The following is a 17873-nucleotide window of genomic DNA, read 5'->3' on the forward strand; positions in this document are numbered from 1 at the left end:
AAACGCCCCTGAAGTCAGGCTTCAGGGGCGCTTTTATTTCAGCGACCAATCACGCGTGAACAAGCGTCGGCTCGGTCACGGCACTGACGGGCTGCAACGGCAGCAGCGGTGCGTGTGGATCCGCTTCGATCGACGCTCGCCACGCGGTCAGCCATGAGGTGATGCCTTCGCTCCAGACCAGCCCATGCAGGCGAGCCAGCGCAACCGGGTCACTCAACAGCGCCAGACGCTCGCTGTTATCGAGCAATTCCGGACCGCCCTTGACCGCATGACGCACGCGCTCGGTACGCATCCACTCGATTGGCTCGGCATGACGGTGGCGTGACGTCGCCAACGCGCAGGCCAGTGCGTTCTGTTGTGGATCGACCACCGCGCGCACGAACCCGTCTTTCAACGCGTGCCAGCGGTTCTCGTGGGTGTACTGATCGGTAGACACCAGCTCTTGAGGCGGCGTGTGCTCTTCCGGAATCAGGAACAGGTTTTCGTCGCGCGCCTTCAGGCCCAGGTTGGTCCGACTGGAAATCACCGACACCGGGATCGACAGCATCAACGAACCGACGATCGGCGCCAGCCACCACAGGAAGCTCGGATTCAGCCAGCACACCAGCAGCGCCCAGCAAAAGCCCAGCAAGGTCTGCGGACCATGGCGTTTGACGGCCTCGCTCCATGGCGTGGAGTCATCATCACGCTGCGGCGAATTCCAGGTCGCGGCCCAGCCGAGGAACGCGGCCAGAACGAAACGGGTGTGGAAGATCATCCGCACCGGCGCCAGCAGCATGGAGAACAGCACTTCCATGAGCATCGACATCGTGACTTTGATCCGACCACCGAAACCGACCGCGCCCTTGGCCCAGATCAGGATGATGCTGAGTAGCTTGGGCAGGAACAGCAACACCACCGTGGTGGAGAACAGCGCGACGGCTTTTTCCGGGTGCCATTGTGGCCACAGCGGATACAGCTGACGCGGCTCCATGAAGTACGTCGGTTCCATCAGCGTGTTAACGGCCAGCAGCGCCGTCGACAACACCAGGAAGAAGAACCATAGCGGCGCCGACAGGTACGACATCACGCCGGTCAGGAACACTGCCCGGTGAACCGGGTGCATGCCCTTGACCAGGAACAGGCGGAAATTCATCAGGTTACCGTGGCACCAGCGACGGTCACGCTTGAGTTCGTCGAGCAGGTTAGGTGGCAGCTCTTCATAGCTACCTGGCAGATCGTAGGCAATCCACACGCCCCAGCCGGCACGGCGCATCAGCGCGGCTTCAACGAAGTCGTGAGACAGGATCGCCCCCGCAAACGCACCCTTGCCGGGCAATGGCGCCAGGGCGCAATGCTCGATAAACGGCTTCATGCGGATAATCGCGTTGTGACCCCAGTAATGGGATTCACCCAGCTGCCAGAAGTGCAGGCCGGCCGTGAACAACGGGCCGTAAACACGGGTGGCGAACTGCTGCATGCGTGCATACAGCGTGTCCATGCCCGAAGCGCGCGGCGCAGTCTGGATGATACCGGCGTCCGGTGTGGCTTCCATCAGGCGCACCAGGCTGGTCAGGCATTCGCCCGACATGACCGAGTCGGCGTCCAGGACGACCATGTAACGGTATTCACCGCCCCAACGACGGCAGAAGTCATCCAGGTTGCCGCTTTTGCGTTTTACGCGACGGCGACGACGGCGGTAGAAGATCTTGCCGAAACCACCGGTCTCGCGACATACGTCCAGCCAGGACTGCTGCTCGGCCACGCAGATGTCGGTTTCGTTGGAGTCGCTGAGGATGAAGAAGTCAAAACGGTCCAGATCGCCCGTTGCCTTGACCGACTCGAACGTCGCCCGCAAACCGGCGAATACCCGAGGCACGTCTTCGTTACAGATCGGCATTACCAGCGCAGTGCGTGCGCCGGTCTCGATAGGCTCGTTGCCTGCGCTCGCACCGGAAATGCGGTATTTGTCATGCCCGGTCAGCAGTTCGAGGAAACCCATCAGCGCGGTCCAGAAACCGGCTGACACCCAGCAGAACAAAATGCCGAACAGCAGCAAGATGCTGGACTGCAACGCATAAGGCAGCACCTGCGCCGCGGTCTGCAGCAACGTCTGGTGGCTGATCTCTTCGAACGAAACCAGCGACCAGCCTTGATACGGCAGAATCCCCTTCATGTAGAAGCCAGCGACAATCGTCTGGCCCAGCATGAGGATCAGCAGGATGTAGCGACGGATGGAACCGACCGTACGCCAGCGCGACTTGGGCAAGTCACGCGGCAAGTCATCCTTGGCGGGCTTGGGCGGGTTTTTCTTCCCGGTCAGCCTGCGCCAGCCGCGCACCAGGATGTTGGTCCGCCAAGGCTCGGGCACGACCTTGGTCCGACGAATCGGCGGCGTGGCCTTGAGTGTCACGCGACCGCTGGCATCGAGGCCGAGCATCTCGGATTCGTGCAGCTGGTCAGCGGTGGTCAGGGTCAGACGGCGCTCCACCGACACCAGCGAGGCATCGGCCGGATCGGTGAAGGTCTTCGACGACAGACGTTCATGCAGCTCAGCGAATGACGTACAGCCCGCCAGTTCGGCGCGCTGCTCGTTACTCATGGGCAGGTGTGCCAGGTACTCGCTAAGAGACTCAGGCACGGCTTGTGAATTACTCATCGGCGGGCAACTGATAGCTCCAGGTCTCGGTCAGGATCTGTTGGATCTTGGCCGTGTCCTGTTGGGTGGATGCGGCCGCGGTAACGGGCTGCGGGTCATTTTTGCTGCCTTTGTTGGCTTTGGCTGCATCGCCCAGCGCCGCTTCCGGCTTGGACGCATCGGCATCGGCCTTGGCTTCGGCGACCTTGGCCACTTCCGCGGTCTTGGCAGCGTCGGCTTTCAGGCCATCAGCGCGTGCAGCATCGACGTCAATGATCTGAGCCTTCTCTTCTTTCGCAGCAGAGGCTTGAACCGGTGCGGCCGGAGCCGGCCTGGCGGCGACTTTCTTGTCAGCGTTCTTGTCGGTCTTGTCAGCCGTGATAACGGCCGGTTCCTTGCCTGGATCGGCAGGGCTTTCGCGCAGCAGGTAAGCGCGCATCTCGACGGACTTGTTGGTGTCTTTAACCTTCAAGCGCAGCGTCAGGCGCCAGCCCTTGGTCACCGGGTTGTAGCGAAGGTTGTTTTCCACCAGATCGGTATTGTCGTCGGTGATGACCTGGCTACGGATCGCCGGATCGTTGCCCAACTTGGCCAGAACGGGACCGGTGAAGTCCACCAGATAGGCCACGCTGCCGTCAGGCTGACGCACGAGATTGGATTGCTTCACGTCACCGGTCGAACGCAGGGTCTGTTTGACCCAGCCCAGATCGGGTGAGTGAATCGAATCTTCGTCCATGGTCCAGTGCAGGCGGTAGTTGAAGTCGATCGGCTGACCAGGTTCTGGCTGAACTTCCGGCTTCCAGAACGCAACGATGTTGTCGTTGGTTTCGTCAGCAGTCGGGATTTCTACCAGATCGACGGTGCCCTTGCCCCAATCACCTTTCGGCTCGATCCAGGCGCTCGGACGTTTGTCGTAGCGGTCATCCAGGTCTTCGTAGTGGCTGAAGTTGCGGCCACGTTGCAGCAGACCGAAACCACGCGGGTTCTCAACCGAGAAGCTGCTGACAGCCAGGTGTTTAGGGTTGTTCAGCGGACGCCAGATCCACTCGCCGTTGGCTGCCTGAATCGACAGACCGCTGGAATCGTGAAGCTCGCGACGGTAGTTGAGGACCTTGGACGGCTGATTGGCGCCGAACAGGTACATGCTGGTCAGCGGTGCCACGCCCAGCTTGCCGACCTTGTCACGCAGGTACATGCGCGACTGCACGTCGACCAGGGTGTTGGTGCCCGGACGCAGGGTCAGCTTGTAGGCGCCGGTGGCGCGCGGGGAATCGAGGAGCGCGAAGATCACCAGATGGTTGTCGTCTGGATTGGGTTTCTCGATCCAGAACTCGGTGAAGCGCGGGAATTCTTCGCCGGACGGCATCGCAGTGTCGATGGCCATGCCGCGAGCGGACAAGCCGTAAACCTGCCCTTTGCCGATCACGCGGAAATAGCTCGCGCCCAGCATGGTCATGATTTCGTCTTGCTTGTCGTCTTTGTTGATCGGGTACATGACGCGGAAACCCGCGTAACCCAGGTTTTCGGTGGACTTGGGATCAAACTTCACATCGCCGAAATCGAAACGGGTCGGGTCGTATTTGATTTCATTGACGCTGGTGGCGGTGACTTCGTTGATCTTCACCGGCGTATCGAAGTGCATACCCTGGTGATAGAACGAAATCTTGAACGGGGTCTTGTCATTGGCCCACTCAGCCTTGTCCTGCAAGAACCGGATCTTCTGGTAATCCGCAAACTTCATGTCGCGGAATTCCGCCGGAAGGTTGCTTTTAGGTGCTACGAATTTCTGTCCGGCCAAATCTTTGGCCTTTGTCGCCACGTCGTCGAGATCAAACGCCCAGAGTTGATTGGCGCCTAATAGACAAAACAGAGCAGACCCAGCCAGAAAAGCGCTGCGCAGGCGTTTGCCTGGGGTCTTTGGTGCATTACATGGACTAACAATCACGAGCAACCCTCGCCGAAAACAGATGAAGAAACCAACGGCCAGCTATCAAATGCCGGGTTGGCGAGCATTGTTCCGACTCCGAAAGGGGCCAATGATTCCCCAAGCGACGCCAGACCAGTCTGCGTTTGTACTGATTCAACAGGCCATTACCTGCTTTTCTAGCGCGGGATTATCTAGCAGCCCGCGTTACAACGCATCAGGGGAACGGAAGTATTTGTAGCTTTTTGGATATTAAATTCGGGCTCACCCACAAAAACGGGGGTTCAGGTTTCAAGCAAAAATGTCACAGGGCCATCATTGATCAAATAGACCTGCATATCTGCACCAAATTGGCCCGTGCCCACCTGCCCGTGCGAGGTTTTGGCCTTCTGCACCAGGTAGTCGAACAACTCGGCGCCAAGGGCTGGAGGCGCGGCTTTCGAGAAACTCGGCCGCAGCCCGCTTTTGGTGTCTGCCGCCAGGGTGAACTGCGACACCAACAGCAGACCGCCCTGTACGTCACTCAGTGACAGGTTCATCTTGCCGTCCGGATCACTGAACACCCGGTAGTTAAGCAGCTTGTGCAGCATTTTATCGGCGCTGGCCTGCGTGTCATGGGGCTCGACACCGATCAAGACCAATAAGCCTTGATCGATGGCGCCGACAGTTTGCCCACCGACATCGACCCGCGCCTGAGATACCCGTTGCAGCAAACCTTTCATTTACGCACTCCGTTGGCGAGCCTGTTGGAGCGAGGCTTGCCCGCGAAGGGATCATCCTGGCAACGCATCATCGTCTGGTGAACCGACTTCGCGGGCAAGCCTCGCTCCAACAAGGCCCTCAGGCCTCTTCCGGCGGAAGATCCAGCAAACGCTGCGCCACTTGTGCAGCGGCGCGCACCAGTGCATCGGTAATCCCGGGTTCCGAGGCGGCATGTCCTGCGTCGCGGATGACTTGCAGCTCGCTGTTGGGCCACGCCTGATGCAGCGCCCACGCGTTGTCCAGCGGACAGATCACGTCGTAGCGGCCGTGCACGATGATCCCCGGCAGGTGCGCGATCTTGGGCATGTCGCGGATCAGCTGGTTTTCTTCCAGGAAGGCGTTGTGCATGAAGTAATGGGATTCGATCCGGGCAATGGACAGCGCGCGCTGAGGCTCGGAGAACCGATCAACCACCATCGGGTTGGGCCGCAGGGTGGCGGTGCGCCCTTCCCAGGTCGACCAGGCCTTGGCCGCGTGCATCTGGGCGATCTGGTCGGTGCCCGTCAGGCGTTTGTGGAACGCCGCCAGCAGGTTGTCTCGCTCGTCCAGGGGGATCGGCGAGAGATAGTCCTGCCAGTAATCGGGGAACAGACGGCTCGCGCCCGCTTGATAAAACCACTCGATTTCCTGGGGACGGCAGAGAAAGATGCCGCGCAGAATCAGCGCATGAACGCGATCCGGGTGGGTTTGCGCGTAGGCCAGCGACAATGTCGAACCCCAGGAGCCGCCAAACAGCACCCATTTGTCGATGCCCAGGTGCTTGCGGATGCGCTCAAGGTCTTCGACCAGGTGCCAGGTGGTGTTGTTTTCCAGACTCGCGTGGGGGGTGGAGCGCCCGCAACCGCGCTGATCGAAGGTGATGATGCGGTACAGGTTCGGGTCGAAAAACCGGCGGCTTTGCGCGTCGCATCCGGCACCCGGGCCGCCGTGAATGAACACCACCGGCAGGCCTTCGGGTGATCCGCTTTCGTCGACATACAGCACATGCGGCTCTTCCACTGCCAGATCGTGCCGGGCATAAGGTTTGATCTGCGGGTACAAAGTCTGCATAGGGGCTCCACAAGTCCAATTCAGGGGCTGCTGTCTATCTGCCATGGGGCATCATAAACCCGATTTCAGGAATGATCATGCCCCCCTTTTTTACGCCTGTCGCGCCGGCCCAACGAGTTTCAGACCACCCAGATTCAAGGCCCGGCAACGAAGAAGTGGTCGATGCCGGGCGCAGGAGGATTGAACTCGCCCGCGAACAAGACCACTCTCTTTGGGTCGAATGAGCGACGTGTCATCGGTTTTTAGATCAATTGGCAGGCAATAATCAATGACTCGCCCTACAGTCAGGCAACCCCTTATATCGTCCAACCAACTTGAGGTCGCACCCGATGTCTCCGGAACCCAATGTTAGTGACGCTGAAGTGGCAGCATTCCGTGAAGCTGTGCTCAATAAACTCGAGTACGCCGTCGGCAAGGACCCCGACCATGCGTTCGACCATGATTGGTTTATGGCCATTGCACTGGCTACACGCGACAAGATGGCTGAGCGGTGGATGAATCACACTCGCTACGTTTACAAGCAAGAAAAGAAACGCGTCTATTACCTCTCGCTCGAGTTCCTGATCGGGCGCCTGATGTTCGACAGCTTGAGCAATCTCGGGATTCTCGAGACCGCCCGCGTGGCGCTCAAGGGCCTGAACGTCGACCTCGAAAAAATTCGCACCCTGGAACCGGACGCCGCGCTGGGCAATGGCGGCCTGGGCCGACTGGCGGCGTGCTTCATGGAAAGTATGTCGAGCCTGGGCATCGCCGGTCATGGCTACGGCATTCGCTACGAACACGGCCTGTTCCGTCAGGCCATCGTTGACGGCTGGCAGCAGGAGCAGACCGAAAACTGGCTGGACTTCGGCAACCCGTGGGAATTCGAACGCCCTGAAGTGATTTATCACATCGGTTTCGGCGGCAGCGTTCAGCCGGTGCTCGATACCTCAGGCGCGCCGACGGTGGATGACTCTGGCGAAACCCGCCAAATCTGGCACGCCGGCGAGACAGTCCGGGCCATTGCCTACGACACGCCCGTGGTCGGGTGGCGCGGCAAGGCCGTGAACACCTTGCGTCTGTGGCGCGCCCGCGCCGTTGAAGACCTGCACCTGGAGCGCTTCAACGCCGGTGACCACGTCGGTGCCGTCGCCGAAGTGGTGCGTGCGGAAAGCATCTCCCGCGTCCTCTATCCCAACGACAGCACCGAGGCAGGTCAGGAACTGCGTCTGCGTCAGGAATATTTCTTCGTGTCCGCGTCGCTGCAAGACCTGCTGCGCCGGCACAAGAACATGGGCTACACCATCAACAGCCTGCCCGAACACGCCGCCATCCAGATGAACGACACGCACCCGTCCATCGCGGTGGCCGAGCTGATGCGTATCCTCATTGACCTGCACGACGTGGAATGGGCCGAAGCCTGGCGTATCACCGTCGGCACGCTGGCTTACACCAACCACACGCTGCTCCCTGAAGCGCTGGAAACCTGGCCTGTGGGCCTGATGGAACGCATGCTGCCGCGGCACATGCAGATCATCTACATGATCAACGCACAGTTGATCGACAACGTCCGTGAATCGCAAAAAGACGACCCCGACCTGTTTGGTCTGCTGCGGGCCGTGTCCTTGATCGAAGAAGACAATGGCCGTCGCGTGCGCATGGGCAACCTGGCGTTCATCGGTTCACACAGCACCAACGGCGTCTCCGCGCTGCACACGCAGCTGATGCGCAAAACGGTGTTCGCGCACCTGCACAAGCTGCACCCGGACCGCATCAACAACAAAACCAACGGTATTACGTTCCGCCGCTGGCTGTTCCAGTCCAACCCGGAACTGACCTCGATGCTGGTCAACGAGCTGGGCGAGCAGGTGCTCGACAACCACGAAACGGCGCTGCTGAAGCTTGAGCCGTTTGCCGAAAAACCTGACTTCCGTGCGCAATTTGCCGCGCAGCGTCTGCAAAGCAAGCAAGCGCTGGCCGCGATCATTCAGGAACGCATGGGCATCGTCATCAACCCCGAGGCGATGTTCGATGTGCAGGTCAAGCGGATCCACGAGTACAAGCGCCAATTGCTGAACCTGTTCCACACCGTGGCGCTGTACCAGGCCATGCGCGCGGACCCGAGCACCAATTGGGCGCCCCGGGTGAAGATCTTCGCGGGCAAGGCGGCGGCCAGTTATCACTCGGCCAAACTGATCATCAAGCTGGCCAACGACATTGCGCGCACCGTCAACAACGACCCGACCCTGCGCGGGCAGTTGAAGGTCGTGTTCATGCCCAACTACAACGTCAGCCTGGCCGAAAGCATCATCCCGGCAGCGGATTTGTCGGAGCAGATATCCACCGCCGGCCTGGAAGCCTCGGGCACCAGTAACATGAAGTTCGGCCTCAACGGCGCGTTGACCATTGGCACGCTGGATGGCGCCAACGTGGAGATGAGCGAGCAGGTCGGGCTTGAGCACATGTTTATCTTTGGCATGAGCGCTCAGGAAGTCGAAGCGCGCAAACACGCGGGCGAGTTCAACGCCCACGGCGACATTGCGGCGTCCGGGCGCTTGAACGACGTGTTGCAGGCGATTCGGGGCGGGGTGTTCTCGCCGGACGATTCTTACCGTTACGCGGACTTGATCGATCAGCTGATCGCCTACGACCGGTTCTTTGTGTGCGCCGATTTCGAGTCGTACTGGCACGCGCAGGCCAAGGTCGAAGCGCGCTGGCACAACCCCGACGACTGGTGGCGCTCGGCGGTTCTCAACACCTCACGCATGGGCTGGTTCTCCTCGGACCGAACCATTCGTGAGTACGCGACCGACATCTGGCAGGCGCTGGATTGAGGTAGTACCGGCTTCGCGGGTAGCGCGCTTTAGCAGCGCGCTTGCCCGCGAATGCATTCTGCCCGTCACCGTCGTCGGTGTCTGACCGCCCCAATCGTGGGCAAGCGCGCTCCTACACTGCATCGCCCGCCACAAACTTCTTCATCACTTCTTGCGCCCGATATACTCCCCACCATCGCCAATACCGGCCGAAAGGATGTCTTCGCGTGCAATGGATTCTTTTGCTGGCGGGTTTGTTTGTGGGTGCGGCGCTCGATGGGTCGCTGATCAGCAGCGCGGTAGGCGCCCTGCTCGGCCTGACGGCTGGCCTGGCGTTGCGGGTCTGGTCATTGGGCAGGCAGGCGGCCGACCACCAGCAGCAATTGGCCCAGACGCAAAAGACCCTGGCGTCGTTGCAACAGCGGCTGATGACGCTTGAGTCGTCATCGGTTCAGCCCCCTCAAACGTCACCCCCGACACCCGTCGCAGACCCGTTGCGCGAGCCACTCAATGTGCAGACGGTCAGCACTGACGGTCCCGAGCTGATCTGGGACCTGCCCGACATCGAACAGGCACTGCCCCGCACCGAAGAGGACGCCGAGTGGCGCCAATCCCCTTCCCCACGCCGCGTTCAACCCGCCAACAACTCCAACCTGTTCGACAGCGCCCTGCTGCGCGCCAAAGACTGGTTGCTGGGCGGCAACACGATGTTGCGCGTTGGCGTGGTCCTGCTGTTTCTGGGCCTGGCGTTTTTACTGCGTTATGCCACCGAAGACATGGTGGTGCCCATTGAGGCGCGCTATTCCGGCGTGGCCGTCAGCGCCCTTGCGCTGCTTGGCCTCGGCTGGTGGCTGAGGCTGCGCAACGCGGCGTTCGCCCTGACCCTGCAAGGCGCTGGCATCGCCGTGCTGTACCTGACCGTGTTTGCGTCGATGAAGCTGCACACGCTGATGACCCCGGCGATGGCGTTCGGTTTGCTGCTGGCGGTCACCGTGTTCTCAGCGGTGCTGGCGGTGACGCAAAACGCGTTGGCGCTGGCCTGCGTGGCGGCGCTGGGCGGTTTCGCGGCGCCATTGCTGACGTCCACAGGTGATGGCAGTCACGTCGCGCTGTTCAGCTACTTTGCGCTGCTCAACGCCGGGATTTTCGCCATCGCGTGGTTCAAGGCCTGGCGGGTGCTGAACCTGATCGGCTTTGTCGGCACCTTCGGCATCGGCCTCGCCTGGGGGCTGAGTGCCTACACATCGGCGCTGTTCTGGAGTACCGAGCCGTTTCTGATCGTGTTTTTCCTGATGTATCTGGCCATCGGGCTGCTGTTTGCCCGTCGCAAACTCCAGGAGCACGGCAGCGATCCAGCCGAGGAAATCCCTGCAACCGGGCTGCGCAGGTCAGCCAAACGAGCCGATTACGTCGACGGCAGCCTTTTGTTCGGCACGCCCATCGCGGGGTTCGGCCTGCAATACGCGTTGGTGGAACACATTCCGTTCGGCGCAGCCTTCAGTGCACTGGCCATGGGCATGCTGTACATGGCCATCGCGCGTCTATTGGCGGGCCGTGTGTCCGGACGAGCATCGCTGCTGGTGGAGACCTGCCTGGCCATTGGGGTGGTGTTTGCCACACTGGCGATCCCGCTGGGCCTGGACGCGCAATGGACCACGGTGGCCTGGGCCATTGAAGGCGCGGCAGTGTTCTGGCTGGGCCTGCGTCAGGACAGAGTGTTGGCGCGAGGCTTCGGCCTGTTGCTGCAACTGGGTGCAGGCGTCTGTTTCTTCGGCGTGCTCAACAGTGGGGTTGCCACGACGCTCGATCGCGGCGATTTCTGGACGCCACTGTTGATCGCCCTCGCTGGGCTGGTCAGCGCATGGATGGTGCATCGCATCGGGACGCTGAGGTTCCTGAGCGGGAAAGTGCTGCAACTGGCGTTATTGCTGTGGGGCGCGCTGTGGTGGGCCGTGGCGTTGTGTGCCTCAAGCCATTTCATCCCCGGCGAAGCTGACGTCCCCTATCTGCTGCTTGCCGGTGCGATCAGCGTCGGGCTGTGGACGCTGGTCGCCTTGCGCCTGCAATGGGCAGGCCTGGCGCAGCTGTGCACGCTGCTGACACCCTGGGCCGGCGCCCTGTTGCTGATCGAGATCGTCGACACACGTTACAACCCGCTGGCCCACTGGGGCTGGCTCGGCTGGCTGGCGGTGTTCGCGGTTCACTTTTTGTCGCTGCGACGTCTGGCGAGCCTGATGGCTCAGCCGCTGCTGAATATCGCGCACACGCTGGGTGGCTGGCTGATCATCAGCGTGCTGTCTCTGGCGCTTCGTTACGCCCTGCTGCAACTGTCGGAGCACTACAACGCCTGGCGCTGGCTGGGCTGGTCGGTGCTGCCGAGTCTGTATCTGCTGGCGATGACCTCCCCGCGCCAATGGCCATGGCCGGTCAGCGACCACCCGACACCTTATCGCGTCTGGGCGGCTGCGCCGTTGGCCGCGCTGATGCTGGTGTGGTTCTGGCTGGCGAACGGGTTCAGCGAAGGCGCCGCCGACCCGCTGCCCTACCTGCCGCTGATCAACCCGCTGGAGCTGGGGCTGCTGCTGGCGCTGGCGGCTGTCTGCCTGTGGACCCGCCAACAGCTGCCTTCATTGGGCCTGGCCCCGGCAAAGGCACAGAAAGCCGCGCAGCTTGTGGCCGGCATTTCATTGTTCGCGCTGGTCACGGCCACGGTCATGCGCACCGCCCACCATTGGGCAAACGTGCCGTGGGAGATGGATGCGCTGCTGTCGTCCATGCGTGTGCAGGCCGGGCTGTCCATCGTCTGGACGCTCATGGCGCTGACGTTGATGATCGGCGGCCACCTGCGCGCCCTTCGCCCGCTGTGGCTGGCCGGCGCGGCATTGATCGGTGTCGTGGTTGCCAAGCTGTTCCTGGTGGAATTGAGCGATCAAGGCGGGTTGGAGCGCATCGTTTCGTTTATCGGCGTTGGCATTCTGCTGCTCGTAGTGGGATATTTCGCACCACTCCCGCCGAAAACACCTACGCGAACCTCCTCACCCGAAGAGCCCGCCACGGAATCGGCCCGCTCATGAGGAATGCGTTGTTGAGCCGCCAGTCCATTGCCAAGGCCGCCCTGTCCGGCGTGCTGTTGTGCGCCACTTTGCTCTGCCACGCAGAGGATCTGCCTGATGATTTCGCCAGCCAGATCCCGCTGACCCTCAGCGGCGAAGGCCCGTGGTATCAGCTGGAATTGCCGCTGCCAATGCAGTTGAACGCACATCAAGGCAACCTCAACGACGTACGCATTTTCAATGCCGATGGCCAGGCGCAGCCCTATGCGCTGACCCTGAGCCAACCCCAGCCCGCCGAGGAAGCAAATGCGGTGTCGGTGAAGTGGTTCCCGCTTTACAACAGCGACGACGCCCGGGACGCCGAGCCGACCATTCGGGTCGAGCGCACCCCCGGCGGCACGTTGGTCGAGGTGCAGCCCAAGGGCGAAATCGAGGCCGGCGAAGAAATCCTGCGCGGCTGGCTGCTGGACACCAGCGCAATCCAGGCGCCGCTGGATCGGTTGATCATCGACTGGAACACCGAGCGCGAAGGCTTCCAGCGCTTCTCCATCGAAGCCAGCGATGATCTGCAGCACTGGCAACGCTGGGGCGAAGGTCAGGTGGCGCGGCTGTCTTTTTCCGACGAACTGGTCGAGCAACGGGAAGTGCCGTTGCCTGGCCGCAGTGCCCGCTATGTACGCCTGCTGTGGAATACGCCGCAGTCCGCGCCGACGCTGACCTCCGCCCAAGTGCTCGGCAGTCATCCAGGCGTGTTGCCGCTCAGTTGGTCGCCGGCGATCAACGGCCGGACCGAAAAGCCAGGGGTGTATGTCTGGCAGTTGCCGGTGGCGTTGCCCATCGAGCGCATGAAGATCGACATACAGCAGGCCAACAGCCTGGCCCCTGCAACGCTGTACGGGCGTCGCGATAACCATGGGCCCTGGCGCGTGATCGATGACGGCTTGCTGTACCGGTTGACGCAAAACGGTGAGGACGTCGCTCAGGACGAGATGGAGTTGCCCGGCGACGTCGTGCAGCAACTGAAACTGGAGGTCGACGAACGTGGTGGCGGACTCGGGGCCGAGGCGCCGACGCTGAGCGTTGCCGTGCGCGCCACGCAGGTGGTGTTTCTGGGCCGCAGTGCCCCGCCCTACAGCCTGGCCATCGGCAACGACACGATCAGCGGCGCCAGTCTGCCGCTGTCGACGCTGATCCCCGGCGTGACCGAACAAAAGCTCGCGGCGCTGGGCAGCGCGAACCTGAGCATCGCCCCGGTGGCCGCCACATCCGCGCCGCTGCCGATGGCACAAGGTCCCGACTGGAAACGCCTGGGCTTGTGGGCGGTACTGGTCGTCGGGGTGTTGTTTCTGGGCTGGATGGCCTTGAGCACGTTGCGCGCATCGAAAAAAAGTCACTGACGCTGAATCGTTACCGCCGTCGCAAACACGGTGAGATGTTGGCATTTTGCGACTACGCTCAGGGGTGCCGTGAACTCTAACGTCCGGAACCCGGTCTGACAGGCAGCAATACGCCCTTACACGCGTTAAACTGTGCGCGTTTTCAACCCCCCATTTTCGGAGCTCTCCATGTCTCGCGTTACCCTGAGTCGCTATCTGATTGAGCAGACCCGCAGCAACAACACGCCTGCCGATCTGCGCTTCCTTATCGAAGTGGTCGCGCGCGCATGCAAGGAAATCAGCCACGCCGTGTCCAAAGGCGCCCTGGGCGGCGTCCTCGGCAGCATGGGCACCGAAAACGTGCAGGGCGAAGTGCAGAAGAAACTCGACGTGATTTCCAACGAAATCCTGCTCGAAGCCAACGAATGGGGCGGTCACCTGGCCGGGATGGCGTCCGAAGAAATGGACAACGCCTACCAGATCCCCGGCAAATACCCGAAAGGCGCTTACCTGCTGGTGTTCGACCCACTGGACGGCTCGTCCAACATCGACATCAACGCGCCGGTCGGCACCATCTTCTCGGTGCTGCGTTGCCCGAACGAATACCTGAGCCAGAACGAACCGCTGAACGAAAAAGCCTTCCTGCAGCCAGGCACCAAACAGGTTGCCGCCGGTTATGCCATCTACGGTCCGCAGACCATGCTGGTCCTGACCTTGGGCGACGGCGTGAAAGGCTTCACTCTGGACCGTGAAATGGGCAGCTTCGTGCTGACCCACGAAGACATCAAGATCCCGGAGTCCACCCAGGAATTCGCGGTCAACATGTCCAACCAGCGTCACTGGGAAGCGCCGGTACAGCGCTACGTCGACGAACTGCTGGCTGGCGAAGACGGTCCGCTGAAAAAGAACTACAACATGCGCTGGGTTGCGGCGATGGTCGGCGATGTGCACCGCATCCTGACCCGTGGCGGTCTGTTCATGTACCCGCGTGACAGCCGCGAGCCGTCCAAGCCAGGCAAGTTGCGCTTGATGTACGAAGCCAACCCGATGTCGTTCCTGGTTGAGCAAGCAGGCGGCGCCTCCACCAACGGTCATCAGCGCATCCTCGACATCCAGCCGGACGGCCTGCACCAGCGTGTGGCGGTGTTCCTGGGTTCGAAAGAAGAAGTGGAACGCGCGACCTCGTACCACAAGGCGTAAACAACCATGACCGCGCCCTGGCTGCCGTTGCTCGATTGGTGGTTCGGTTCAGCCGAATCGCCCAGCGAAACGGCGAAGGCCAAGGGCAGGCTCTGGTTCGGCAAGAAGAAATCCCAGGACACCGACGCGCAACATCGCTTCGGTGGTCTGGTGGAGCAGGCACTGGCGGGCGGCTTGGCTGAATGGGCCGCAACGCCTCCCGGCTGGCTGGCGCTGGTGCTGCTGCTCGACCAACTGCCCCGCATGATCTACCGCGACACGCCCAAAGCCTACGCCGGCGATGCGCGCGCCCTGCAACTGGTCCGACACGGCCTGAAACTGCAGCGCGACCAGACACTTTCCCCCCTGCAACGCACCTTCCTCTATCTCGTGCTGGAACACAGCGAACACCTCGCTGATCAGGACGAAGCCGTCAACCGCTTCACTGCCCTGCTCCCACTGATGCCCTCCACCGACCGCGAACACTTCACCCAAAGCCTGGACTACGCCAAAAAGCATCAGGCGGTGATCAAGCGTTTTGGCCGGTTTCCGCATCGCAATGAGGTGTTGGGACGGGTGTCGAGGGAGGAAGAGGTGGTGTTTCTGCAACAGCGTGGGTCGAGGTTTTGATTGAATTTTTTATAACCCGTGTGGGAGGGAGCTTGCTCGAGATGATGTTTCATCCTCGATGTAGCGCAGGGTCCGCTCGAACGCATCGCGAGCAAGCTCCCTCCCATAACTGTATTGTCACCTTCCGTATCTGGAGCTTTCATACATGTCATTGCGCTCTCTAGCGTTGTTATCGTTTTGCGTGCTGCTTGCCGCCTGCAGCAAGGTCAATCAGGAAAACTATTCGAAAATTTCGGCGGGTATGCCCAAGGCCGAGGTCGAGAAGCTGCTGGGCAGCCCGACCGAGTGTTCCGGCGCGCTGGGCATGTCGAGTTGCACGTGGGGCGATCAGAAGAGTTTCATCAGCGTGCAGTACGCCGGTGACAACGTCGTGCTGTTTTCCGCTCAGGGCCTCAAATGAATATTCGTCACTCATTACAGGTAGGCGCCCTGGCGCTTGTGGCCTTGCTGATGGCGGGCTGCGCCTCGTCTCAAAGTGATTCCATGGCCCCGCGAACCGTCGACCATGTGGATCTGAAACGGTATCAAGGCACCTGGTATGAACTGGCGCGCATGCCGATGTTCTTCCAGCGCAACTGCGCGCAGTCCGAAGCCAACTACACACTCAAGGAAGACGGCAACGTTGCCGTCACTAACCGCTGCCGGACGCTGGAAGGCAAATGGGAAGAGGCCAAGGGCACCGCGTCGCCGCAAGTACCGGGCAAGACCGACAAGCTGTGGGTGGAGTTCGATAACTGGTTTTCGCGACTGCTGCCAGGCGTCACCAAGGGCGATTACTGGGTGCTGTACATCGGCGACGATTACCGGACTGCGCTAGTCGGCAACCCGAGTCGCAAGTACATGTGGCTGCTGTCGCGCACGCCGCACGTGTCCGCGCGGACCAAGGAGGAATTGCTCGCCAAGGCACGACAGCAGGGGTACGACACCACCAAGCTGATCTGGCGGGTGGAGGATTCGAAGATAGCGAAGACGCCGTAGCCCCCACGTTGTAGGAGCGCGCTTGCCCGCGATAACGATCAGCCAATGAAGGAGTCGTCGGCTGACACCACGCCATCGCGGGCAAGCGCGCTCCTACCGGTTTGAGGCAGCCCGCGAGAAAGGTCAGCCCAACAATTGCCGCAACACCCGGGCAAACGCCTGATTACTGTCGTCCTCGTCGGCGTGACGCCCGTCGCTGATCACCCAGCGACCGTTGACCATCACATCCCGAATCTGCCGATCACTGCCTGCGAACAGCCAGCGGTTGAGAATGGCGTCCCCGGACGCGGTCGCCAGATAAGGGTCATTACCGTCCAGCACCAGCCAGTCCGCACGCTTGCCCACTTCCAGTGCCCCGATCGGCTGCCCCATCGCCTGAGCACCGCCCACCAGAGCCGCGTCGTACAACGTCCGGCCTACCATCGGCTGATCGCTGCGAAACAACCGGTTGCGCCGCTGATCTCGCAGCCGCTGGCCGTACTCCAGCCACCGCAGCTCCTCCACCACACTCAGCGAAACGTGGCTGTCGGAGCCGATCCCCCAGCGTCCGCCCTGCGCGATGTAATCCACGGCCGGGAAGATGCCGTCGCCCAGATTCGCCTCGGTGGTCAGACACAGCCCCGCCACCGCACCACTGTTTGCCATCAACGCCACCTCATCAGCGTCAGCGTGTGTGGCGTGTACCAGGCACCAGCGCTGATCGACGTCGACGTTTTCGTACAGCCATTGCAGAGGACGCCGACCGCTCCAGCTCAGGCAGTCGTCGACTTCCTTCTGCTGTTCGGCGATGTGGATGTGCACCGGGCATTGCGGGTCGCTGCCCGCCAGGACGTCACTGACCTGATGTGGGGTAACCGCGCGTAACGAATGAAAGCACAGGCCCAGGGCTTGGGCGGGCTGGGTCTTGATGATCGGTTGCAGGCTGGCCTGCAGATCAAGATAACCCTGGGTGCTGTTGATGAACCGGCGCTGCCCGTCGTTGGGCGTCTGGCCGCCAAAGCCTGCGTGGCTGTACAGCACGGGCAGCAGGGTCAGACCAATGCCCACCGAACTGGCCGCCTCGCTGACGCGCAATGCCAGCTCAGTCGGGTTTGCGTATGGCTTGCCGTCGGTGTCGTGGTGGACGTAGTGAAATTCCGCAACGGACGTGAAGCCGCCCTTGAGCATCTCGATGTACAGCTGACGCGCGATGACCCCCAGTTGCTCCGGGCTGATCTGCCCCACCAGCCGGTACATCAAGTCACGCCAGGTCCAGAAACTGTCGTTGGGATTGCCCGCCACTTCCGCCAATCCGGCCATCGCCCGCTGAAACGCGTGGGAGTGCAGGTTTGGCATGCCCGGCACCACCGGACCACTCAACCGCTCGGCGCCGTCACTGTCAGCGTCGGCCAGAACCTGCGTCAATAGCCCGTCCGGGCTGACGTCAAAACGTACATTATTTGCCCAGCCGCTCGGCAGCAACGCACGTTCAGCAAAGAAAACAGACATCGTTTTGCACCCCTTGCGGTAAAT

12 protein-coding genes are annotated in these 17873 nt (G+C 61.4%); 7 read left to right on the top strand and 5 right to left on the bottom strand.

Translation table 11 applies throughout. The annotated features are described in order from the left end of the window. Nucleotides 1-49 precede the first annotated feature (49 nt). The 4 genes from mdoH to pip all read right to left on the bottom strand — a co-directional run bounded on the left by mdoH (nt 50) and on the right by pip (nt 6353). Nucleotides 50-2638, bottom strand: a complete 2589-nt coding sequence (mdoH, locus tag ABQX22_RS06290; RefSeq protein ID WP_349797606.1) for a glucans biosynthesis glucosyltransferase MdoH — start codon at nt 2636-2638, stop codon at nt 50-52. Beyond that, nucleotides 2631-4562 carry a glucan biosynthesis protein gene (locus tag ABQX22_RS06295; protein WP_349797607.1) on the bottom strand — a complete coding sequence of 644 codons (1932 nt, stop codon included), beginning with the start codon at nt 4560-4562 and terminating at the stop codon, nt 2631-2633. Before ABQX22_RS06295 ends, mdoH begins: the two co-directional genes overlap by 8 nt. A gap of 263 nt (nt 4563-4825) precedes the next feature. Then, nucleotides 4826-5263 carry a D-aminoacyl-tRNA deacylase gene (dtd, locus tag ABQX22_RS06300; RefSeq protein WP_349797608.1) on the bottom strand — a complete coding sequence of 146 codons (438 nt, stop codon included), beginning with the start codon at nt 5261-5263 and terminating at the stop codon, nt 4826-4828. Between the two features lie 118 nt (nt 5264-5381). Then, on the bottom strand, nt 5382-6353 hold the full coding sequence (pip, locus tag ABQX22_RS06305; protein WP_349797610.1) for a prolyl aminopeptidase: 972 nt from the start codon (nt 6351-6353) through the stop codon (nt 5382-5384). Between the two features lie 362 nt (nt 6354-6715). On the opposite strand from pip, the gene ABQX22_RS06310 reads away from it, so the two are divergent. The 7 genes from ABQX22_RS06310 to ABQX22_RS06340 all read left to right on the top strand — a co-directional run bounded on the left by ABQX22_RS06310 (nt 6716) and on the right by ABQX22_RS06340 (nt 16361). Beyond that, nucleotides 6716-9166, top strand: a complete 2451-nt coding sequence (locus ABQX22_RS06310; RefSeq protein WP_349797612.1) for a glycogen/starch/alpha-glucan phosphorylase — start codon at nt 6716-6718, stop codon at nt 9164-9166. A gap of 206 nt (nt 9167-9372) precedes the next feature. Continuing rightward, a complete protein-coding gene (locus ABQX22_RS06315; RefSeq protein ID WP_349797614.1) occupies nt 9373-12219 on the top strand; it encodes a DUF2339 domain-containing protein in 2847 nt (948 codons plus the stop codon). Beyond that, on the top strand, nt 12216-13595 hold the full coding sequence (locus ABQX22_RS06320) for a DUF3999 domain-containing protein (RefSeq protein ID WP_349797616.1): 1380 nt from the start codon (nt 12216-12218) through the stop codon (nt 13593-13595). Before ABQX22_RS06315 ends, ABQX22_RS06320 begins: the two co-directional genes overlap by 4 nt. A gap of 168 nt (nt 13596-13763) precedes the next feature. Beyond that, the gene (locus ABQX22_RS06325; RefSeq protein WP_349797618.1) at nt 13764-14774 is read left to right on the top strand and encodes a class 1 fructose-bisphosphatase; all 1011 of its coding nucleotides are present in this window, start codon (nt 13764-13766) and stop codon (nt 14772-14774) included. A 6-nt stretch (nt 14775-14780) separates the two neighbouring features. Further along, the gene (locus tag ABQX22_RS06330) at nt 14781-15383 is read left to right on the top strand and encodes a DUF924 family protein (RefSeq protein WP_349797620.1); all 603 of its coding nucleotides are present in this window, start codon (nt 14781-14783) and stop codon (nt 15381-15383) included. Nucleotides 15384-15528: 145 nt separating this feature from the next. Beyond that, nucleotides 15529-15783, top strand: coding sequence for a hypothetical protein (locus ABQX22_RS06335; protein WP_349797622.1), 255 nt, complete (start codon nt 15529-15531; stop codon nt 15781-15783). Continuing rightward, nucleotides 15780-16361 carry a lipocalin family protein gene (locus ABQX22_RS06340; protein WP_349797624.1) on the top strand — a complete coding sequence of 194 codons (582 nt, stop codon included), beginning with the start codon at nt 15780-15782 and terminating at the stop codon, nt 16359-16361. Before ABQX22_RS06335 ends, ABQX22_RS06340 begins: the two co-directional genes overlap by 4 nt. 123 nt (nt 16362-16484) lie before the next feature. Here the strand turns inward: ABQX22_RS06340 and ABQX22_RS06345 are convergent, their stop codons facing one another. After that, entirely contained in the window at nt 16485-17849 is a 1365-nt protein-coding gene (locus ABQX22_RS06345) for a formimidoylglutamate deiminase (protein ID WP_349797626.1), read from the bottom strand. Between the last annotated feature and the right edge of the window lie 24 nt (nt 17850-17873).

The sequence above is a fragment of the Xanthomonas sp. WHRI 1810A genome (genome assembly GCF_040202885.1).
Lineage (GTDB): Bacteria > Pseudomonadota > Gammaproteobacteria > Pseudomonadales > Pseudomonadaceae > Aquipseudomonas.